This window comes from Aquimarina litoralis (assembly GCF_019295435.1).
GTDB lineage: Bacteria > Bacteroidota > Bacteroidia > Flavobacteriales > Flavobacteriaceae > Aquimarina > Aquimarina litoralis_A.
In genome coordinates this window covers 30,660-52,854 of record NZ_WEKL01000010.1, presented here as the reverse complement: position 1 = coordinate 52,854, position 22,195 = coordinate 30,660, and the positions used below count along the sequence as shown (strand labels likewise).

The window sequence follows — 22,195 nt, the reverse complement described above, 5'->3', positions numbered from 1 at the left end:
ACATGAGTCAAAACATTAAGAATACACTGTATCGATTTGTTACTATGCGCTCTGCTGAGCTAATTGGAGATGAGGAAAAAAGAGTTGGATTTATTAGTTATCCAGATTCCCAAACCGATACTGCAATAGAAGCGGTTGTGAGAGCTCAAGATAGCGCAGATATTGCTCCAGAAGTGGCAAATCCCACTTCAGTATATATTCCGAAGTTTCGAACTATTGAAGACGTTAAAAAAGCATTCCCGGATTTAGCGGAGTTTGCAAAATGGTTAATTACAAATCGAACCAAATTAACAGTTGAAGAAACTGATGCCAAAGTTATTGATGTAGCAGGTGAAACCTTATCAAACTCAGCTTTAAAATCAGTTTGGGATGATTTACATAATAGTATCCTTACAGGCGGTTCACCGTATCTAAGAGATTTATTACTTTCAATTATCGTAGCAGATTATTTCATTAAACGTTCCGTACGATTGGAAAAAACAGATGAAGCTTATCGAAAAATAGCAAAATCACGGGTGATTATTGATAAATCTTTGTTTGAGCAGAATGATGATGATGGAGATGGATCTGGCCCTCTTCCCACTACAGTAGTGATGGAAAAAGATTTTCAGAAAGAAATGGATATAGCCGTGGCTATAGAGAAAAACGAAGAGCTTCACTTAATTTTGAAAGAGGTAGAACGCGCAGAAATAGTATATGCCAAAGAGAGTCAGAAAGCCAGAGAACTTTATCAGAAAGATTATGATGGATTGATTTCTAAAGCGTATAAAGATGCTACGATTATTGATAAAATAATTGAAGATCCAGAATCTGGAAATAACATTGTGGTTAAGGAATATGACAACCTGATCATTCCAGAATATGATTTTACAACATCTAATGAGTTGGAAGATCCAAAGGTGTTGGCTTTATTAGGAGATAAAAGTAAAAGCTATATTGATTCGTTAGTAACAGATTTTGCAGTTGATTCATTAGAAGAAGTAAAGGAAGTAATAAATAATGAAATCATGGAAAATGATACGATTATTTCCGAAAATACTTCATCGGGAACCAAGCAAGTAAGTGTGTTGGGAGCTACTTTACCGGTATCTGAAATCAATCCTGGACAAGCATTTACCTTTAGTTGTTGTTCTTTGGGAGAAGTTGGAAGCAACAGATACTCTGTAATCATGACGATCAAAGTTCCAGATACATCATTAGATGTAACTAGTACTCTATATCATATGAATTTTGCTGATGGGACCTCTAATACCAATGGATTTTTTAGACAACGAAAGTTGAATAACAGTATCTCATTGAGTCTGTACTCCGGTATTGTAATAGATAAACCTGTGAGCAATTTTAAAGGGAATATAACATTCTCAAATGGTGCGAAATATAAATTCAATATCCAGAACTTTACACCAACACAGTGTGCTATAGGTTCTTTAAGCCTTGTTTCAGGAGGAGATGATTCTGGTAATCCTGTAGATGAAGCGCCGAATGGTTTTGGAATTCAACGATTAGGAATTGCTGACTATCGTAAAGTAGAACAAGAGGTTTGCTGTTATGTGCCTGGGGAAGTTTCTCATATCGAGAATATTATGGCACGCGAGTACAAGGAGAAATCTACCCGAAGATTACGAAGACAAGAAGATACTGTTACAGTTGCTACAGAGCAGGAATTAGAAACGTTAACAGAAACTACTTCTACCAGTCGTTTTGAGATGAATCAAGAAGTTGCTTCCGTTCTTGCTGAAGATAGATCATTTTCTGCTGCCGCTGGAGTATCCTATTCAAATGCTGGTTTTAGTGCTAGTGCTAACGCAAGTTTTGCAAGTAATACAAGCAAAGAAGAATCTGATATCCAAGCTGTGAGTCAGGCAAGAGAAATTACTGAACGAGCTTTAGATCGTGTGGTTCAAAAAGTAAGAGAAGAACGAGTTACTAAGGTAATTGAAGAATACGAAGAAAATAGTTCACATGGCTTCGATAACAGAAAAGGAGACAAACACATTTCTGGGGTATACAGATGGGTTGATAAAATCTACAATAATAGAATCCTAAATTATGGGAAGCGATTAATGTATGAGTTTATGGTTCCTGAGCCAGCTGCTTTTCACGATTTAGCGGTGAAACTAAAAGGGGATAGCGATTCAGAAGTATTGGTAAAACCTTTAGATCCAAGAACAGCATCAGGATCAATGAATCTAAAAGATTTTCGAAAAATCACTAATAATACACTAGCACATTGGGCTGGAATCTACAATGTAGAAGTTGATAGTATTTCGGATGAAATAAATGTTTCTGATTCATTCAGTGTGACTGGAACCAGTTATTTAAGCGCTCATAACTATCCTGGAGCAAGTGATTTTAGTCTCAGAATTCCAGAAGGTTATAAGGCTACAAGAGCTAATGTGAATGGTGGTTATGTTTTTGTCCCGAACAGAATTGAGCTAAGTTATGCAACAATTTCTGTAGGAGATCAGAATTTCGGAGTTACGGGTAGAGCAAATTGGGATCAGCGAAGAACATTTTATTTTACTGGAATAGAAAATGAACTAGGAGTTTCTGTAATAGGCTCAGATGTTGGAGGGATTCGTGTAAACGTTGTTGCTAGATGTGTTTTAACTGAAAAAGCTAAACAGCAATGGCAAATGGATTCTTTTGCTAAAATTATCGAAGCATATGAAGCAAAGTTAGCAGAATATGAAGAAAAATTAGCAGAACAGAAACAATTACAAGAAGATACTTTTAAAACCAATCCAGGATTTTATCGTCAAATTGAGAAGACTGTTTTACGTAAAAATTGCGTCACATATTTATTAGGTCATGAGAATATGGGACTCAATATGTTTACCGGTAACCAGAATAAGCTAGATGAATATCGTCCAGATCATACCAACGATCGATTAGATGCTTATGCTGCTAAAGTAAAATTCTTCGAACAAGCTTTCGAATGGGATATTATGAGCTATCAATTTTATCCGTTCTATTGGGCAAGTAAGAATAATTGGTCAAAGCGATACATTATTGAAAATAATGATCCATTATTTAAAGCTTTCTTACAAAGTGGTATGGCGAGAGTTATTGTAACAGTGAGACCAGGATTCGAAGAAATGGTCAACTGGTATCTCGCTACAGGACAAATCTGGAATGGTGGTCAAGTACCAACAATTGATGATCCAGAGTTTGTATCTATCGTGGAGGAATTACGTAATCCTGAAAGCGTGGTAGAAGAAACCTGGGAAACTAGAGTGCCAACTTCACTTACAGTAATTCAAGCTGGGTCTATAGGATTAAATGTTGAAGGATTACCATGTGATGATGAGTGTGCAGATTGGACTCAGTTTGACTCTGATCGTAATCCTATCCAGCAAACAGATGATCTTATTGGTGGAAACGAGACTTCACAAGGAGTGGGTGCTGATATTATTGGAGAAACGGCAGTTTCATAATCTCAACAATTATAAAGGAATGATGAATTATAAAACCTGAAAAATGGTTTGCTATTCATCGCATACAAGTGTCCCTATTCTTGGGGATAGGGATGCTGTATGCCTTAAAATAAGTGTTAATACAAAAGAAAATAAGTATGTATGCATATGATTATGGGGTTAGGAATTTTGATAAAAAATATCAACCCTTTCCCAATATAACTGTTTTCAACGATCAAATTGAAGTATTAGATCAATCGAATTCATTATTTTCAGAAGTCCTTATTTACAAACAAGTTACATTAGATGAGAATAATGATTCCTACGCAAGAATTACGACTTCTGGAATTGAATATTCTGATCTTTTTGTAAAAGAATATTTGCAGAAATTCGGTCAATTTTCTTCTACGGGAGAAATAAGAAATATTGTTGGGTTTTCATCGCAAAGAGAAGTGTTTGAGTTTAAAGGAAACTATTTCGTTTTCAATCCTGAAATTGTGATTTTAGATGAGGTAGTAGTCACTGCTAAAGGAACGGGGAATAAGAAAAAGTTTCCACCAGATCTAACCTTGTTAAACGAACAATTACAGGGTTCAGAATTGTCCGTTATTTTATTTGTTACCAAAGATGGAGCAAAATTAGAACGTGCTTATCAGAAAATTGATCAGTTTGGTGCAAATGAGATTGTCATGTTTGTAGAAAAAGATGATGCTTACAACACCTTTGGTTCTGTAATTCGTGTAAATTCAGGTGAAGCTATTACTGAAAGTACCGATATTCCATACAATGACATTGCGAAATTGACCAAAACCTTTGAAATCGGTGTTAATTCTTCAGCAGTTAAAGAAGTATTAGAAGATCATGTAAAAGATAAAGACAGTATTTTTTACCTAATTCGAAATGTATTTCAAAAAGGGATTGAAGTAGTAAATATTCCTGCCAATTTTGCCTTAGAAAAAGTAGCAGATGCGATGGATGCAGTTGCTAAAGGAATTGAAGATAATCTAAAAATTGGAAATAAATATTGGAAGGCTTACGATCAAGATGGGAATCCAGAAAAAACCTATAGTCCAATACTTCCAGGTTTTGAATTGATAGAAAAATTAGAAATAGTAAATGAAAAGACCGATTATGATCAATTATTAAGTGGATTTACCCAAAAGTTAGATGCTTTAGAAAGTCAGTTACAAACAGGAATTGATGAAATACCATTTCAGCTAATTCGTGATTTTGTAAAAGAAAAAGTAAGTGTTCTTTTTGATTTTATCGATGAAGGGAAATCCTTTTTAAAAGAAGTAGCGTCACAGATATTGTCTTTTACGAAAAGCTATTTCATTTTTCTAAATTCTTTTTTAGTAGGATTGATCAATAGTCTAGTTGATGTAATCAAAGGAATTTTTGATCTAATTGGTTTGATCTGCAAGATTGTCATTGGGATCAATAAAGCACAAGAGCAAACAGCCAAAACTCCGGCATCCATGTTTAGCCTATTTGTAGAGCTTTTCGAAAATACCATGGAAACGACTGCGAAGTTATTTACGCTAAAAAATATCAAAGCGTTCTTTAAGTTTATGATTGGGCTTTTTGTGAAATTCCTGACGTCTCCACCATCTATTTCTTCTGATAAATTAGGGTATGGAATAGGATATTTAATTGGATTTATTATCGAAGAAGTAGTTTTTGCAATACTTACAGGAGGTGCAAAAACAGTAGGAACTGCCTTAAAACTGGCTGCAGATTCGTATAAAAGTTTAGTTAGGGGCGTATATCGCGCAACCAAAAGGACTATCAAATTTACTATTGATGGCATTTTAACCATTATCAAAGAAATACAAAAACAGCTGAACAACTTTCCAAAGCTTTTAGATGATTTAGGAAAATGGTTGGATGAGGTTTTGCAAGTGGGGAAGAAAATAGATGCTTATGCCCAATTTGCTAAAGGTTTGGTAAGAGCACTAAAGGATTTAGGAGTAGATATTGCTAGAACCCTACTCAATGGAACGGAAAGAGCGGTTGTAACCCAATATGGAGATGTTATTTACGAAGGACCATTTCAGAATTTCTTTGATGCTTTAACGGATTTTAATAAAAAAGCAGGAGTTAATCGAAACCAACTGAAACAGCGTTTGGATGAAATTGCTTCTGGATTAAATGAAGAAATGCTTTCAATTCTTAAAAAGAAAAAACTAAAAGTAGAAAGAAAACCAAGAGCAACAAAAACCTTAGATGTAGTGGATCGTAATGGTAAGATTGTATTTAGAGGTTTGCCGGATGATGTGCCGAAATTTTTGGAGTTTATTAATAAATCATTGGAAGAAAGAAGGAGGTTGATATCCTTGATGAAAAAAAATCTTAAATCTAATCCAAGAAAATACAATCGTCAAAGTGCTATTGATAAAGGATACGATATACCAATTAGCAAGAGTGGAACTTCTCCAGATTTTGATGGGCTGATTGAGTATTTGTATAAAGGAAATGATAAATTTGGAAAAGTAAAAATAAAAGTTACAGGTTCAAGAGATGCAGATTTTGCGTTAGCCTTTGAAAAAATGGGGATCACAGATCGTAAATTAATTAAAAGAATAAATGAAGAGTTTACCTGGCATCATTTAGATGATCTAGATGAAAACCTAGAGTGCACTATGCAACTTGTTTTAAGTACTGCTCATCGAGATACCTTAACGCATTTAGGATCTGCAAAACAATTTACAGAATTATTAAACATTGAAAATTATTTGTAAGAATGATAGGATTTGAAAATATAAAACAAAAGTTATTTCCAGAAGATATTTTAGTTTTTGAGAAAAAATATAATGTTAAACTACCGCAAGAGTACATTAATCATATGTTAGTGTTTAATGGAGGTTATCCAGAAAATGATGTTTATTTTGATAGATATCCAATTGATGGCTTTAGATCTATTAAATACGGGAATCATAAAGTGGAAGATGATATAGATTCATTATCGGAATTTTTACCAGATCAATCCATTCCTTTTGCTTACAGTACAGGAGGGTTTATTTATATGGCTTTGAACAAAAAGGATAACGGTAAAATATATATAACCTATTCCGATGGTCAAACTAATTTTCTAGCTAACTCTTTTAAAGAGTTTATCAAAGGTTTAAGTGAAGAACAAGAGCTGTAATAAAACAAAATTATAGTCTCAAAAACCGCTCTAATAGAGCGGTTTTTTTATGATATTTCCCTTTGATTGATGGCTGTTTTTATAGCTGTTAATGAATGGTTTTAATAGTTAATCTATTGATTTAGTGGGGTGTGTGTAGTTGAAAAGATTGAATTTTGTTGAGCGATTTTTGACTTTTTTTATCCTATCTTTAGGATGATTAAACCAATTTAAAATTAAACACTGCTTCTTAACCAAAGCAGAACTTACACAAATTCTCTTAAAACCATGAAGAAAACACTACCGTTTATCTTATGGGTCTGTATGATCCTAAGTTATCCAGCATTTGCACAGCAAACTCCAAAAGAACAGGCTATTGAGTATTTAAATCTAAAAGGAGAGGTAATATTTGATATAGTCGTAAAAAACCCGCTACAGATCCAGTCCATTACTCCAGGTGTTTCCATGATTCATTATGATGAAATAACCGGAGTTTTGAAACTCATGGCAGATCGATCACAATTTGAGCAATTTTTGCAAAGAAATATTCCGTTTACGGTCAATAAAGAAGAAAATATCATAGGATATCGAACCATGACATCCGACCTTTCGGTAAAAGCAGCTACGTATCCCTTAACAGCTTATCCAACCTACGCGGATTATGTGAGTATGATGAATGAGTTTGCAAGTAATAATCCTACTATTTGCCAGGTAGAAAATATTGGAACCACCACAGAAGGTGATAAATCAATACTTTTTGTGAAACTTTCGGATAATGTTGCTGCCAATGAGCAAGAACCGCGAGTGATGTATACTTCTTCTATGCATGGAGATGAAATCGCAGGATACCCAATGATGCTTAATTTAATTGACTTTTTATTGAACACCTATAACGATACTTCGCACCCAAGACATCTGGAAATAAAAGAATTATTAGATAATAACGAAGTATGGATAAATCCATTGGCTAATCCAGATGGAACCTATCGAAATAGCGCTAGTAATACCTCAGTAGCTAATGCTACAAGAGGAAATGCAAATAATGTAGATCTGAATAGAAATTATCCAGATCCAGACGATGGACCTAATCCAGATGGAAATAGTTATCAAGTAGAAACGCAGCGTTTTATGGACTTTGCCGATTCCAAACATTTTGTGTTATCTGCAAATTTTCATGGAGGGATTGAACTTATTAATTATCCATGGGATACTTACGCTGGAGCGCATCCAGATGAAGATTATTTCATTCATATTTCTGAAGAGTACAGAGATTTTTGCCAGGAAAATAGTCCTAACGGATATTTTGATGCTTTAAATAATGGAATTACAAATGGATATGCTTGGTTTGAAGTACAAGGAGGAAGACAGGATTATCAGGTGTATTTTCAGAAAGGAAGAGAAGTAACAGTAGAGCTTTCCAATACAAAAGCTCCACCAGCAAATCAATTAGTCAATTTTTGGAATTATAATCAGGAAGCACTTATCGGATTTTTGAAACAAGTCAATTATGGAATTCGAGGTGTTGTCACCGATGCTGTGACTAATCAGGCTATTGATGCTAAAATAACGGTAGTTGGAAAAGAAAATTATGAGACTTGGACTCCTACAGAATTGCCGGAAGGGGATTATTATAGACCAATCAAAGCTGGAGTATATGATGTACTTTATGAAGCAGAATGTTATGAGTCTAAAACCATTACAAATGTTGTGATTGCAGATGATCAAGCGGTTATTCAAAATGTGCAGCTAACTCCGATTGGAGCAGTAGCGCCAACAGGATTAACAGCATCTGCAGTGCAGTCTAGTAGTGCTAGTTTAAGCTGGACGGGCAGTGCCGGAGCTACTTTTGATCTTAGATATAGAGAAATAGGAACTACGAATTGGACAGTAATCAACCTATCTACAAATACAACTACGCTCACAGGATTATCATCAGAGACTACTTATGAAGCCCAAGTTCGTAGCATTTGTTCTGGAGCTACTACATCTCCGTATAGTGATGCAATATCATTTACGACAACCGTAACTCCAGCTTGTGCTGGAATTAATACATTCCCATATACAGAAGGGTTTGAAACTAATTTGGGTGTTTGGGTAAATGCCAATAATGATGATATTAATTGGACACGAGATAGTAATGGGACTCCGTCGAATGGTACTGGACCATCCTCTGCTCAGGAAGGATCTTTTTATCTGTTCACAGAAGCTTCTGGGAATGGAAGTGGATATCCGGGAAAAGTTGCCTTGTTAAATAGTCCTTGTATAGATTTAGGGAACCTAAGTGGTGCCACTTTAGAGTTTGCCTATCATATGAACGGTACGAATATGGGATCTTTAGAAGTCCTAGTCAGTTCTGACGAAGGAGCAAGTTATACAACGATATGGACAATAAATGGAAGTCAAGGAAATCAGTGGAATCAGGCTTCTATAGATTTGTCTTCGTATGCAGGTTCAGTAATTGAGTTTCAGTTTAAAGGTACAACAGGAAATGGATTCAGAAGTGATATAGCAATTGATGATTTTGCAATTATGTCTAGCATACCAGATACACAAGCTCCTTCTGCACCAACCAATCTTACAGCATCAAATGTTACAGGAACTACAGTAGATTTATCTTGGAACCCATCTACCGATGATATTGGAGTGTCTGAATATGAAATTTATCAAGGAACAACACTTTTTGCTACTTCAAGCTCTGTAAACACTACCGTAAGTGGACTAAACCCTAATACAACCTACACATTCGTGGTGATAGCAAAAGATGCAGCTGGTAATAGCTCAACCGAAAGTAATGAAGTTACTATTACAACAACAGGAGTAGTCATCACGTATTGTGATAGTCAAGGGAATAATGTGAACGATGAATTTATTGATTATGTAAGTATAGGAGGAATCGACAATGTTTCTGCAGCAACTACTGGATATTCTGATTTTACAAATCAAACAGGAGCTATTGCCTACGGTCAAAATACGATCATATTAAGCCTGAATTATACCGGTACAGTATATACAGAATATTGGAACGTGTGGATAGATTATGATAAAAGTGGAACTTTTGAAAGCTCAGAAAAAATCGTGTCAGAGTCTACCAGAAGTGATGCAAATCAATCCTATGATTTCACAGTGCCTTCTAGCGCATTATCTGGAACAACTAGAATGAGAGTAACCTTGAAATACAATGCTACTGCAACTCCTTGTGAAACATTTACGTATGGAGAGGTAGAGGATTATACAGTAAATATTGGTAGTACAAAAGCTTCAACAACTATTGGTAATGCTGATAGCTTTGATAGTAATACAAAACTTCGATTATATCCTAATCCTGTAACGAATGGAACCCTTTTTATTGATGGAGTTACTGATTCAGAAACAGAAATTACGATTTATAATTATGCAGGTCAAAAACTAATACATTCAAAATTTAACAATGGAAAAATAGATGTAAGTAACTTATCCAACGGTTTATATTTATTGCAAGTTGGAGATAATTCTACTAAAAGAATTGAACGGTTTGTAGTGCAATAATTTTGCTATAGGTAAATAGTAAAAAAATCTTTTTTAGAAAGGTCAAAATTCAAAGTGTTTTTCTTTTGAATTTTGACCTTTTTTTGTCCCGTAGTTGCAGTAGCTAATAGGTAATTTTCTTCTTAAAACCTTGGTGTATTCGTATCTTTGTATACGCTTTTCAAAGTACTGTAAATCATTGATTTTGATGACATGTCAATGAATAAAGTACGCTAACAGTTTACTGTATGATGTACAAAAAAAGAAAGGGTTTTTAGGCTCCTGCAGGTATTATAATTAAGCCTGAAAATCTTTACTCTTTTAAGTACAATTAACCAAGTTCTACGTAATTAAAACGATTCAAAAAAAAGGCAAACCTATCACCAATTTTCGGAGTGTATTAGATGTTTTTTTGAACATAATTATTTACGTGGAAGTAATCAAAACATTTTTAACATGTGAAATAAGCCATGACTACTATGTCGATAGATAGCTACATAGTTTATGGCAAATTACATCTGATGCCAGTTCTGATATTAAATTATACAAAAGGGAAATAATGGATTTTTGTGATATAGTAAAAAGAAAAATTAGTCATAGCCATAGCTACGAGTCATTTTTATTTTGAAGTAGAGTGCAAAAAGACACATTTTAACTGGGTAATTTAATATTAGAGATGGTATGATAGTCAAATAAACTAAAAAAATAAAAAACAGATGAATATTTTAGAAATGGCGCTATCTCAGTATGGCGTTACGGAGATTAATGGCTCCAAAGATCATCCACAGATCATTTCCTATTTTAATGAACTTGGCTTTGATGGCGCTCAATTGCATGATGAAACTGCTTGGTGCAGTGCATTTGCTAATTGGGTAGCAAAAAAATCTGGTTATTCCTATTCTGGTAAGCTTAATGCTAGAAGTTGGCTCAATGTTGGACAATCTACAAACACTCCAGGTGTGGGAGATGTTGTCGTTCTATGGAGAGAAAGCCGAACCAGTTGGAAAGGCCATGTTGGTTTTTTTATTAAAGAAACGAAGGGATTTGTATATGTTCTTGGAGGAAATCAAAACAATAAGGTATGTATTCAAGCATATCCTAAAAATCGAGTTTTAGAGTATAAAAAATTAACTAAAAATGGATAAAATTATAAATATATTATTTTGGTTACTTGCGATCCTATCACCCGTAAATGGGGTAATGATGACTATGGTCTTCCTAATTTTGGTAGATTTCATTACTGGTTCGTATGCTTCCTATAAAAACAAAGTTCCTATAAGTAGTGAACGAATAAGTAATACGATCTCTAAGTTTTTTATCTATAATTTGGTAATTCTAGCATCTTTTTTATTGGAAACTTTTATTGTAAATGAAGTTCCTTTTCTTAGAATAATTGCTGGTTTTATTGCCATTACAGAGATAAAATCAATTTTAGAAAACTTCAATAAAATTTATGGTATAGACCTTTTTAAAGCATTAGTAAGTATGCTAAAATTGGGAGGGCTTTCTGAAACTATAAATACCATCTCCAAAGAAGGAAAAAAATAGTGAGATAATTATAATCACTACACTTTTGAGGATGTAGATTTAGAATATTTCATTTTAATGAGCATTAGCAAATATGCAAGACCTGGCAGGTGGTTGCGTGGATAATTATATGATTATTCTAAAATGGAAATGAATCAAAGTGTAGTGGTTTTTACAAACCACATATAATAACGAAACAATACATAAAGAATGTCTATAAAAACAAAAGAAGAACTAAAATCATATTTCGAAACTGGAGATATTCCTACAGAACAGCAATATGAGGAGTTGATAGATGGTTTTTACCATAAGAATGAAGGAGAACTGGTTAAAAAAGTAGTAAAGGATAATGATGAAGCTGTTATCATTGAATTTACAAACGGTAATTCATTGAATATCCCTAAGTTTTGGGATATTGATCAAGTGAATGGATTGTTAGAAGCACTTTCCAATAAAGTAACGACTGAAGATGGAAAAGGGTTATCGTCTAATGATTTTACAACTGTTGAAAAACAAAAATTAGCCTCCTTGTCATCTACAGGAGGAAATATCACTGTTGATAGCACGTTATCTGATGCGTCTTTAAATCCTGTTCGAAATAACGCGATTACTACAGCACTAAATAATAAAGTTTCTATTAATGATGGAGAATACAGAGCATTAAAGAATTCTGTTTTAAAACATGATGTAAGAACCTATGCAAATGTAAAAGCAGACGAAATTACATTCGATAAGGATTTTATTGAAGTGGATAAATTATTGGATACTGATGGGAAATCCTTAGGAAGTTTTTTCTTTGTGAAAAATGTATACTCATCGTCTACAGGAGCATTTGCTTATTTTAAAAACAAAGGTAAAATTAAGATTAGAGCAAATAGGCATCCTCTCTCTTTAATTGTAGATACCACAAAGGAAACAGTTTCTTATAGCAATTATACGGGATATAGAATGCAATCATATAGTGGTCCAATTACCAATAAGCTTCTGGAAGATGTGTCTTTAAAATTTGAGTTAATACATATTGAAACAGGAGTAGATGAAATTGCGTCCATAAAAGATCGTGCTATAGAAAATATAGATATTGTAAATGGTAATTTACAACTAACTACGGCAACAAATCCTAGAAAAATAGTGGCTCAAATCTCTCTTAAGAGTTTGAAGATTGCTTTAGATAATGTGATTTAAACTGTACTGCTGTATTGGTCTAATAGATCATGAAAAAACCAGGTTGAATGATTTCAACCTGGTTAATTTCTAATTTAAAATTTTTGGAAAATGTGGTATAAAATGTCCAGCAATAAGGTGATGATACTTATTATTGCAATATTATCTATATACATATTAGCGCAAAAACAATGTGCTTCGGATCAAAAAACAGTATCAAAAAGCACTAAGATTACAATCGAACGTGATACTATTTATCAGATAAAAATAGATACTTTTTATCTTCAGACTGAAAAATATAAAACGGTGTATGTGCCTAAAAATGTTCCTAATGAATTTTCTGAATCCAAAATTAAGACAAAGAAAGCACCGAAAGCAACAGAATTGTATTTATTTGAAGAAGCCAGAGAGTATCTGGATACTTTAGAAAATGATGATTTGGAAATTTATAGTTATAATTTATTAAAAGGAGAATTGCTGTCTAGTAGTCTATCTTACAAATTAAAAGTACCTCGCGAAATTAAAACGACTACAACAATAGAACATCCAAAAACATATCGCAGTGGTTTGTATGGTTTTGCAGAAGCTGGAGGAAATCAAGAACGGTTTAGTAATATTGGTTTGGGATTGCAGTATAATCGAAAAGGAAAATGGTTTATAAGCTACAGAATGAATTTTAATCAACTTTCAACCGTGACTCATAATGTTGGTATTGGAGTCCGAATAAATTGATTATACTATCAGACCAAGTTTTAGAAAAAGAAACTTGGTCTGATAATGTATATAAGATTAACTGATTAATGCTTTTTTGGTAATAATTTCAATGCCGCTATCAATCAAATGCGTTATAGAAGGCTTTGCTGTTTTAATATGACCTAGATGTTTTAAAATATGATCCGCAAAATTGGGGTCTCGATCATGAATAAGCTCATATATCTCAATAGGTAATAACCAATCTTCAGAATGATCTTTTTTAATAATCGCAAAAACAGCTTCTAAAGAAAATTTAGTGTTCTCTCCATTTCTAACATTTTTGACAGCTTGGTATAAGGAATGTAGTTCTTTTTCTTGGTCTGTATAAATCCTTTTAATGGTATTCATATTTGGATTATGAGTAATCAAATCAAAAGAATAATCGTCTGCTGGACCCGAAAAAGCAGAGACAATTTCTTTTCCTACTGCAAGATCAAAAGTTCCCCATTCCGGTTCGAATAAGAATTCATCTTTGTATTTTATAGTACATTTTTTGAACTGAATAAGAATAAGTTCTCCTTTGATGTTACGCATTCCAGTAATATTAATTCCAGCAACAGTGATACCACTTTCAAACTCAAACTCAATATATTCTCCATCATAAAAATTATAGGCTTTCAAGTCTCTTGGAGACATATTTTCTATAGCCAGATTAATCCCTTTAAGTTTGCCTAAAGGAGATCTAAAACCATTTGGATGAGCATCGATTCCTTGACCAATTAATTCCTTTTCTCTAAAAGAAAGTGCAGTTGGCCCTTCAGTTTCGAAATAAATAACTTCATTATCCTCGTTTTTGATCATTCGAGTAAAAACGCCTGAAACCTGTAATCCAGTACTTAATTCGATAGTTCCAAGGTTTTGGGATTCAATCAATTTTGCAAGCCCTCGATGACCTCCTTTTCGTAATGCCATCGTATCTGCAAACTCTTCCAATACCTGACATAAATATGCGAAATCTGGAGTAACAAATAGTTGAGGTTGTGGTTTTGTAATATCAAAATCCTGAAAAGCAGCATCTGGATGATATGGTAATTTAACCACATTATCTGTCATACACCATTCACTTTCTCCAATTGAAGAAAGTAATCCAGCACCATAAATTTTTGGATCATCAACAGCTCCAATCAATCCATATTCAACAGTCCACCAATGTAGATTTCTGATCAGAGCCATCTCAGAAGGTTCTGATTTTTGGTTTTGCAATTCATTGACTCTGTTTTCTGCATTTTCAATGTCCTTAGGATCTGTATCTGAAGATTCTTTTAATATGGAAAGTGTTCGAACTGCATCATACATATCATAATCCTTCTTTGAAGAAATAGCTTTACAACCTATTTTTCCAAAACGGCGTAAATATTCAGCATAATCTGGATTTGCAATAATAGGAGCATGTCCGGCGGCTTCATGTATGATATCAGGAGCAGGAGTATATTCTATATTTTCAAGTTGTCTAATATCTGAAGCTATCACTAAAATATTGTACGCCTGAAATTCCATAAAGGAATTCGGAGGAATAAACCCATCTACCGCAACGGCTGCCCACCCAATTTCCTTTAAGATTCTATTCATGCCGTACATGCTAGGTATTTCATTAATAGAGATTCCTGTTTTCTCTAATCCTTTTAAATAAGATTTATGTGCTACTTTACTTAATGAAGCAATATTTTTACGCATCACATATCTCCATACAGCTTGATCAATAGGCGTGTATTCATCATAATTCTGTGGTTTGATGAATTGCTTAAGATGAGGTGGTAGTCTGTCAAGTAAAGGATTAGATTCTATTTGTGATGACATTTGTTAATTAAATTTTGTGAGCTAATTTCGGATTCCGAAAAGTACTAGTTTTAAAGCTAAGATTAGAATTAATTAACTAATTTTGTTAAGAATCGGTAGGGTTTTGATGATATTCACTGTTATTATTAAAAAGCTATTTGTTATTTTGAATTTTAAAATTAAAAGTCAAATTCACTAATTATAAAAATATTATGAAAAAAATTATCTTTTTCGCTGCATTATGTCTTTGTAGTTTCATTGTTAAGGCACAAGTTACTAATCAAGGAAATCCAGCTAGTTTCTCCATGGTTCTTCAAAAAACGGCTTCTGAAATCAGTATGCCCTCTTTTGATTTAGAAAAAATTAAGGAAGAAGACAAAGTGAATGATCAAATCATGGGTAAGCCGTACAGGTTTGGTCATGAGTTTAAGGTAGATTTGAATATTAAGAAAGAAGGAACTCTAGATGTGTTGCCTAACGGAGACCATGTATACAGATTAGGAATTTATTCGAAAGGAGCAAAAACATTAAACTTTGTTTTTAATAAATATAAAGTTCCTACTGGTGCTACCATCTATCTATATAATGATGATAAAAGCGATGTGTTAGGAGCCTATACCAATGTGTTTAATAGGGCTGATGAAATGCTAGGAACTTGGATGGTTGCTGGAGAGAAAGTATGGATAGAATACAGAGAGCCTAAAAATGTGATCGGTCAGGGAGATTTGAATTTAGGAAGAGTTATCCATGGATATAGATCTATTACAGATGCTGATGTTCAGGAAAAAGCACTAAATGATTCTGGAGACTGTAACCAAGATGTAGATTGTCCTGTAGGTGCAGATTTTGATGATATCAAAGATCGTTTAAAGCATTCTGTTGCTTTTATTATCATGCAAGGGTTTGTATGTTCGGGTAATTTAATAAATAATGTGAATAATGATGGAACTCCTTACTTTTTAACAGCGAATCACTGTGATGCTGGTCCAGAATCAACTTGGGCATTCCGTTTTAATTGGATAAGTCCAAATCCTTCTTGTTCAACAACAACACCAAGTACCGATGCACCTGTGAACCAAACCACAAGTGGTGCAACTAGATTAGCTACCAATTCAGAATCTGATGTTCGGTTATTACGATTAGATGGTGGACTAAATGATCTTTGGGATTTAGAATTTGCTGGATGGGATCGATCAGGAAATACTCCTCCAAGTTTTACAATTGGAATACATCATCCAAGTGGGGATATCATGAAAGTATGTAGAGAAAATAATCCCGTTACTAAAACAGCTATAAATTTTAATGGAAACACTTCGACCGAAATGTGGAATGTAGCTGACTGGGATTTGGGTGTGACTGAAGGAGGTTCGTCTGGTTCTGCGCTTTTTGATTCTAATGGAAGAATTATAGGTCAGTTAGCAGGAGGTGCTGCAGCGTGTAATGGAACTAATGATAATAATCAGTTTGATGTTTACGGACGTTTTGATATATCTTGGAATTTTGGTACTACAGATGCAACAAGACTTTCTAATTGGTTAGATCCAGATAATACAGGAGTAACAGTGCTTAACTCTATTTCTTATAACACTGTTTTAGGTGTTGAAGAAAACAAATTGGACAGTGAGACTACATTCTATCCTAACCCTTCCAATGGTATTTTTAATGTTGCTAACAATTCTGGAAGCAAATTAACATATACTGTCTTTAGTATCACGGGTAAAAAGGTAGGAGCAGGAGAGATTGCTGATGAAAATACTGTGCTTAATATGTCATCTAATGTTAGTGGTGTATATTTTGTGACAATTACAAATACTTCAAATAGCGCTACAATAAGTAAGAAAGTAGTGATCAATAAGTAAAATTATTAAAAGAAAATATGCTATTAAAAAAGGGTTTTTAGATATCTAAAAACCCTTTTTTAATAGCATATTTTATATAATTACTGTTCTTTTGCAGTAATGATTTCTTTTTTATTTGCATCATTAAAAACTAATGATTTATTGTCTGTATTGCATGTTTGTAGTTCAGATAATGCCTTAAAAAATTGTTTTTCCACATTACCGCTTTTTTCACAATATCGTTTAGTTGCCATTGGGAAACCTGCAGAATACACCTTTTCTTTTACTGTATAATCACATGTATATGTATTACATCCAGAAAAGCCAGACATCGTTTTGTTTTCAGGATCAATAATGATAGTGAGTTTATGCTCAGAAACATTTTCACCATATAGGGTTATAACATCATAAGTTCCTTTTGGTTCTGATTGGTTTTTATTGATGTTGTTTTCAGAATTAGTGTTTTTTGTACTGTTGCAATTAGCGAACAAAAAAAGACAGCATAATAATAAGCCTACTTGCTTCATGATGATTTGGTTTTAAAGTGGAACATCAAAGAGATGTGATTTTATTTCGAATATAACAAATTTATTATATTTTTAGTTTTTTATCACTTATGAGAATGTAGATTAGAACGTAATATTTGTTCTGTAAAAAAGCAATAAACCCCTTATGCCTATGAAACAGGAAAGTAGAAAGCAAGAAATTATAAATGCAGCAGCTATTCTTTTTAAAGAAAAAGGCTACAGTGCGGTTACAATGAGAGATCTTGCTACTGCAATGGGTATTAAAGCAGCGAGTCTTTATAATCATATTCAATCTAAACAAGAAATTTTAGCTACCATTATTATAGAATTGGCAGAAGAGTTTACTACAGGAATGAATCAGATTGTAGACTCAGAAAAAACAACCGTTCAAAAGTTAGAAAATATCATAGACCTTCATATTGACGTTACTTTGAGAAATGCTGATGGTTTAGCATCTCTAAACAATGATTGGATGCATCTTGAAGAAGATAATCTTATTTATTTCGAAAAAATGCGACAAGACTATGAAGAGAATTTTAGAGATATTGTGAAAAAAGGAGTTGACACAAACGAAATAAAACCATACAATATTGAAATTATTGTTTTTTCAACACTTTCTACGCTAAGAACTCTTTATTTGTGGTATCCTAAACAGAAAGATATAGATGCTAATATTCTCAAAAAAGATATGATATCAGTACTCTTAAAAGGGGTCATTTGATAAAGTATAAGGCTGGGTTTTCAGAATTAACAAATAATTATTTGTTTCTCAAACTAACAATTGTTAGTTTTGTTTCACTATAACGTTGTAGTAAAATTGATTATGACTGATTTTTATAGTTTAAAAGTTGCTAAAACTCAGAAAGAAACTAAGGATTGCGTAGCAATTACTTTTGAGATTCCAGAAGAATTAAAATCTTTATTTCAATATAAGCAAGGTCAATATCTTACACTCAAAACTTCAATTAATGGAGAAGATGTAAGAAGGTCGTATTCCTTATGTTCAAGTCCTGTGGAGGATAAATGGCAAGTTGCGGTAAAACAAATTGAAGGAGGACTTTTTTCAAGTTTTGCGAATAACGAACTTAGTTCTGGAGATATTCTAGACGTAATGCCACCTGCAGGAAATTTTTATGTGGAAACAGATGTTACAAAACCCAAAAACTATATTGTTTTTGCTGCAGGCAGTGGAATTACTCCAATACTATCCATTATAAAAACGCATCTTGCATTAGAACCCAATAGTTCATTCAAGTTGTTTTACTTGAATCGCAATGTGAAATCTATTATCTTTAAGGAAGAGATAGAAGCTTTACGCAACAAGTATTTTGGTCGATTAGAAATATTCTATTTATTGACCAAAGAACATCGAGATATACCGCTTTTAAATGGAAGGTTTACTGAAGAAAAAATAGAAGAATTAACCTCCAAAGTCTTCGATGTAAATTCGATCGATGATTGCTTTATTTGCGGTCCCGAAGAAATGATATTTCTGATAAGAGATGGTCTCGTAAAAGCAGGCTTGTCTAAAGAAAAAATTCATTATGAGCTTTTCTTCTCTGGTACTACTGAAGGTGATCAGAAAAAAGTAGCAAAAGTACTTGAACAGAAATTTGACGGTACCGAAGTAACGATTATCGATGGAGGAAAAGAATTTCATTTCGCCATGGATGATGATCATGATAATATTCTTGATGGAGCAATTGCCGCAGGTGCGGATCTTCCGTTTGCATGCAAAGGAGGGGTTTGTAGTACCTGTAAGTGTAAAGTTGTAGATGGTGCTGTAGAGATGAAAATTAATTACGCGCTAGAAGAAGATGAGGTAGCAAAAGGTTTGGTGCTTTCTTGTCAAGCTGTTCCTACTACAGAAAAAGTAGTAGTAGATTTTGATGTCTAAAAATTAGTAGTGACTCTTAGAGATAATGGAGTCTAAATCATAATAAAAACTGTTGTTATGAGTGAAAAGGAAATAAAAAACCTCGAAGAAATCTTTGAAGAAAAGATTGCTAGAGACGAAAAGATTGAACCGAAAGATTGGATGCCAGAGAAATATAGAAAGACACATATTCGTCAGATATCTCAGCATGCACATTCAGAAATAGTAGGGATGTTACCAGAAGGTAATTGGATTACCAGAGCTCCCTCTTTAAGAAGAAAAGTAGCTTTGCTAGCAAAAGTGCAGGATGAAGCTGGACATGGATTGTATCTATACAGCGCATGCGAGACTTTAGGCATTTCAAGAGATGAATTATACGATCAGTTACATACAGGAAAAGCTAAATATTCCAGTATTTTCAATTATCCAACCATTACTTGGGCTGATATTGGAGCAATAGGGTGGTTGGTAGATGGAGCTGCCATTATCAATCAAGTACCCTTATGTAGTACTTCTTATGGACCCTATGCAAGAGCTATGATTAGAGTATGTAAAGAAGAGAGCTTTCATCAAAGACAGGGTTTTGAGATAATGATGACTTTGGCTAAGGGAACTCCAGAACAAAAAGAAATGGCGCAGGACGCCTTAAATCGTTGGTGGTGGCCTTCTTTAATGATGCTTGGGCCTACGGATGCAGAATCAGTGCATACAGAACAATCAATGAAGTGGAAATTGAAACGCAAAACTAATGACGAATTACGTCAGCAGTTTATTGATCAAACAGTACCGCAAGCTGATTTGATTGGTCTTACAGTTCCAGATCCAGATTTAAAATGGAATGAAGAAACGGGACATTATGATTTTGGTGAAATTGATTGGGAAGAGTTCTGGCAGGTAGTAAAAGGTCATGGCCCATGCAATAAAGAACGTATGAATGCTAGAGTAAATGCTTGGGAAAAAGGAGAATGGGTAAGAGATGCCGCAATGGCGTATGCAAAAAAGAAAGAAGATAAAAAATTGAAAGCAGCAATCTAAAACATAAGAAATGAAGAATAATTGGCCACTTTGGGAAGTGTTTGTTAGAAGTAAAAATGGCTTAGAACATAGACACTTTGGAAGCTTACATGCTGCTGATGCAGAAATGGCTTTAGAAAATGCCAGAGATGTGTATACAAGAAGAAGTGAAGGAGTAAGTATTTGGGTTGTGGAATCAAAGCATATTAATGCTTCAAATCCAGATAATAATGGAGAACTTTTTGAACCAGCTCATGATAAAATCTATAGACATCCTACTTTTTATGAATTACCAGATGAGGTAAAACATATGTAATTATTGTGAATACAATAATTACAATTCCCGTGAAGACGGGAAACTTTTAAAGTGAATTTTGACGTTAATTAAAAGATACCCGCTTTTGCGGGCAGTATCATGAAAAACGAAAATTTAGTTCAATATATATACGGAATAGCAGATAATGCGCTAATCTTAGGTCAACGCTTGTCAGAACTATGTGGTCATGGTCCTAATTTAGAAACGGACATCGCAGGTACCAATATAGCTTTAGATCTGTTAGGTCAAACTCGTAGTTATTACCAATATGCAGCAAGTTTGGTTGGTGAAGGAAAAACGGAAGATGACATAGCATTTCTACGAACAGAAAGGCAATACAAAAATGTATTGCTGGTAGAACAGCCTAATAACCATTTTGGGTATGTGATAACGAGACAATTCTTATTCGATGTTTTTCATCTTTTATTGCTTCAACAATTGCAAAATAGTAAAGATGAAACATTAGCTGCAATTGCCAAAAAAGGAATAAAAGAAGTTAGTTATCATAGAAGATTCTCTTCTGATTGGATGAAAAGATTGGGAGATGGAACAGAAGTGAGTCATCATAAAGTTCAGGAAGCAGTTAATGATTTATGGAGATTTACAGACGAACTTTTTCACATGACAGATAATGATACTATTGCTGCAAATGAAGGAGTAGGAATCGATGTTAGTCAGTTAAGAAGTGATTATTTTAGAATAGTAGGAGAAATTCTTGAAGAATCAACATTGACTATTCCAGAAATAAAATATTACCAAAAAGGAGGTAAACAAGGAATTCATAGTGAGCACATGGGGTATTTATTATCTGATCTACAATATATGCAACGATCCTATCCAAATATGAAGTGGTGACCATACAGTTGCAACCACATATCGATCCAAAACTGATTCCAATTCTGGAGAAGGTTCATGACCCTGAAATTCCTGTTTTAGGAATTTTGGATATGGGAGTGGTGCGTTCTGCAATAATGATTGATAACGTGGCTCAAATAAAAATTACTCCAACATATAGTGGATGCCCTGCAATGGATGTGATTGGAGATGATATTGTTAGTGCCTTCGAAAAGGAGAAAATCAATGCTAATGTGCAATTAGTTCTTTCACCAGCTTGGACAACCGATTGGATTACACCTAAAGGAAGAAAAGCACTTGAAGAATATGGTGTTGCTGCACCTCTTGAAGAAGAAGCCGATAAAGCAGTCTTATTAGAAGGAAAAAAGATGGTAAAGTGCACAAATTGCGGTTCAACCAATACCAAAATGATTAGTCAGTTTGGTTCTACAGCTTGCAAAGCACTATTTCAATGCGAAGATTGTTTAGAACCTTTTGATTATTTTAAATGTTTAAAATGACA

At 33.8% G+C, this 22,195-nt stretch carries 17 protein-coding genes; 15 read left to right on the top strand and 2 right to left on the bottom strand.

Annotated features, from left to right (window positions below):
• Positions 1–2 precede the first annotated feature (2 nt).
• The 8 genes from GBO31_RS07595 (at position 3) to GBO31_RS07560 (ending at position 13,470) form a co-directional block, all read left to right on the top strand.
• Complete coding sequence (locus GBO31_RS07595) at positions 3–3,437, top strand: hypothetical protein (RefSeq protein WP_219007731.1); 3,435 nt, start codon at positions 3–5, stop codon at positions 3,435–3,437.
• Between the two features lie 137 nt (positions 3,438–3,574).
• Positions 3,575–6,157 (top strand): HNH endonuclease, encoded by a 2,583-nt coding sequence (locus tag GBO31_RS07590; RefSeq protein ID WP_219007730.1) that lies wholly within the window; start codon positions 3,575–3,577, stop codon positions 6,155–6,157.
• Between the two features lie 2 nt (positions 6,158–6,159).
• Positions 6,160–6,564 (top strand): SMI1/KNR4 family protein, encoded by a 405-nt coding sequence (locus GBO31_RS07585; RefSeq protein WP_219007729.1) that lies wholly within the window; start codon positions 6,160–6,162, stop codon positions 6,562–6,564.
• A 267-nt stretch (positions 6,565–6,831) separates the two neighbouring features.
• A complete protein-coding gene (locus GBO31_RS07580) occupies positions 6,832–10,068 on the top strand; it encodes a M14 family zinc carboxypeptidase (RefSeq protein ID WP_219007728.1) in 3,237 nt (1,078 codons plus the stop codon).
• Between the two features lie 695 nt (positions 10,069–10,763).
• Positions 10,764–11,192, top strand: coding sequence for a TIGR02594 family protein (locus tag GBO31_RS07575; RefSeq protein WP_219007727.1), 429 nt, complete (start codon positions 10,764–10,766; stop codon positions 11,190–11,192).
• Positions 11,185–11,595 carry a phage holin family protein gene (locus GBO31_RS07570; protein WP_219007726.1) on the top strand — a complete coding sequence of 137 codons (411 nt, stop codon included), beginning with the start codon at positions 11,185–11,187 and terminating at the stop codon, positions 11,593–11,595. The genes GBO31_RS07575 and GBO31_RS07570 overlap by 8 nt, the downstream gene beginning before the upstream one ends.
• 189 nt (positions 11,596–11,784) lie before the next feature.
• Positions 11,785–12,759, top strand: coding sequence for a hypothetical protein (locus GBO31_RS07565; protein WP_219007725.1), 975 nt, complete (start codon positions 11,785–11,787; stop codon positions 12,757–12,759).
• A gap of 90 nt (positions 12,760–12,849) precedes the next feature.
• Positions 12,850–13,470 (top strand): hypothetical protein, encoded by a 621-nt coding sequence (locus tag GBO31_RS07560; RefSeq protein ID WP_219007724.1) that lies wholly within the window; start codon positions 12,850–12,852, stop codon positions 13,468–13,470.
• A gap of 57 nt (positions 13,471–13,527) precedes the next feature.
• On the opposite strand, the gene GBO31_RS07555 is transcribed toward GBO31_RS07560, so the two are convergent.
• Complete coding sequence (locus GBO31_RS07555) at positions 13,528–15,288, bottom strand: aromatic amino acid hydroxylase (protein ID WP_219007723.1); 1,761 nt, start codon at positions 15,286–15,288, stop codon at positions 13,528–13,530.
• Positions 15,289–15,479: 191 nt separating this feature from the next.
• On the opposite strand from GBO31_RS07555, the gene GBO31_RS07550 reads away from it, so the two are divergent.
• A complete protein-coding gene (locus tag GBO31_RS07550; RefSeq protein ID WP_219007722.1) occupies positions 15,480–17,126 on the top strand; it encodes a T9SS type A sorting domain-containing protein in 1,647 nt (548 codons plus the stop codon).
• Between the two features lie 80 nt (positions 17,127–17,206).
• Here the strand turns inward: GBO31_RS07550 and GBO31_RS07545 are convergent, their stop codons facing one another.
• Positions 17,207–17,632, bottom strand: a complete 426-nt coding sequence (locus tag GBO31_RS07545; RefSeq protein ID WP_219007721.1) for an META domain-containing protein — start codon at positions 17,630–17,632, stop codon at positions 17,207–17,209.
• A 151-nt stretch (positions 17,633–17,783) separates the two neighbouring features.
• On the opposite strand from GBO31_RS07545, the gene GBO31_RS07540 reads away from it, so the two are divergent.
• From GBO31_RS07540 to paaD, 6 genes are all read left to right on the top strand, one after another.
• A complete protein-coding gene (locus GBO31_RS07540; protein WP_219007720.1) occupies positions 17,784–18,353 on the top strand; it encodes a TetR/AcrR family transcriptional regulator in 570 nt (189 codons plus the stop codon).
• Between the two features lie 102 nt (positions 18,354–18,455).
• On the top strand, positions 18,456–19,529 hold the full coding sequence (paaE, locus tag GBO31_RS07535; RefSeq protein ID WP_219007719.1) for a 1,2-phenylacetyl-CoA epoxidase subunit PaaE: 1,074 nt from the start codon (positions 18,456–18,458) through the stop codon (positions 19,527–19,529).
• Positions 19,530–19,586: 57 nt separating this feature from the next.
• Positions 19,587–20,543: a 1,2-phenylacetyl-CoA epoxidase subunit PaaA gene (paaA, locus tag GBO31_RS07530; RefSeq protein WP_219007718.1), complete on the top strand. Its 957-nt coding sequence runs from the start codon at positions 19,587–19,589 to the stop codon at positions 20,541–20,543.
• Between the two features lie 10 nt (positions 20,544–20,553).
• Positions 20,554–20,838, top strand: coding sequence for a 1,2-phenylacetyl-CoA epoxidase subunit PaaB (paaB, locus tag GBO31_RS07525; protein WP_219007717.1), 285 nt, complete (start codon positions 20,554–20,556; stop codon positions 20,836–20,838).
• A gap of 99 nt (positions 20,839–20,937) precedes the next feature.
• Positions 20,938–21,693 carry a 1,2-phenylacetyl-CoA epoxidase subunit PaaC gene (paaC, locus tag GBO31_RS07520; protein WP_219007716.1) on the top strand — a complete coding sequence of 252 codons (756 nt, stop codon included), beginning with the start codon at positions 20,938–20,940 and terminating at the stop codon, positions 21,691–21,693.
• Complete coding sequence (gene paaD, locus GBO31_RS07515; protein ID WP_219007715.1) at positions 21,690–22,193, top strand: 1,2-phenylacetyl-CoA epoxidase subunit PaaD; 504 nt, start codon at positions 21,690–21,692, stop codon at positions 22,191–22,193. Before paaC ends, paaD begins: the two co-directional genes overlap by 4 nt.
• Positions 22,194–22,195: the final 2 nt, after the last annotated feature.

Coding starts and splice junctions, on each gene's coding strand:
- GBO31_RS07595 (WP_219007731.1), top strand. CDS start 3: ATGAGTCAAAACATTAAGAATACACTGTATCGATTTGTTACTATGCGC.
- GBO31_RS07590 (WP_219007730.1), top strand. CDS start 3,575: ATGTATGCATATGATTATGGGGTTAGGAATTTTGATAAAAAATATCAA.
- GBO31_RS07585 (WP_219007729.1), top strand. CDS start 6,160: ATGATAGGATTTGAAAATATAAAACAAAAGTTATTTCCAGAAGATATT.
- GBO31_RS07580 (WP_219007728.1), top strand. CDS start 6,832: ATGAAGAAAACACTACCGTTTATCTTATGGGTCTGTATGATCCTAAGT.
- GBO31_RS07575 (WP_219007727.1), top strand. CDS start 10,764: ATGAATATTTTAGAAATGGCGCTATCTCAGTATGGCGTTACGGAGATT.
- GBO31_RS07570 (WP_219007726.1), top strand. CDS start 11,185: ATGGATAAAATTATAAATATATTATTTTGGTTACTTGCGATCCTATCA.
- GBO31_RS07565 (WP_219007725.1), top strand. CDS start 11,785: ATGTCTATAAAAACAAAAGAAGAACTAAAATCATATTTCGAAACTGGA.
- GBO31_RS07560 (WP_219007724.1), top strand. CDS start 12,850: ATGTGGTATAAAATGTCCAGCAATAAGGTGATGATACTTATTATTGCA.
- GBO31_RS07555 (WP_219007723.1), bottom strand. CDS start 15,288: ATGTCATCACAAATAGAATCTAATCCTTTACTTGACAGACTACCACCT.
- GBO31_RS07550 (WP_219007722.1), top strand. CDS start 15,480: ATGAAAAAAATTATCTTTTTCGCTGCATTATGTCTTTGTAGTTTCATT.
- GBO31_RS07545 (WP_219007721.1), bottom strand. CDS start 17,632: ATGAAGCAAGTAGGCTTATTATTATGCTGTCTTTTTTTGTTCGCTAAT.
- GBO31_RS07540 (WP_219007720.1), top strand. CDS start 17,784: ATGAAACAGGAAAGTAGAAAGCAAGAAATTATAAATGCAGCAGCTATT.
- paaE (WP_219007719.1), top strand. CDS start 18,456: ATGACTGATTTTTATAGTTTAAAAGTTGCTAAAACTCAGAAAGAAACT.
- paaA (WP_219007718.1), top strand. CDS start 19,587: ATGAGTGAAAAGGAAATAAAAAACCTCGAAGAAATCTTTGAAGAAAAG.
- paaB (WP_219007717.1), top strand. CDS start 20,554: ATGAAGAATAATTGGCCACTTTGGGAAGTGTTTGTTAGAAGTAAAAAT.
- paaC (WP_219007716.1), top strand. CDS start 20,938: ATGAAAAACGAAAATTTAGTTCAATATATATACGGAATAGCAGATAAT.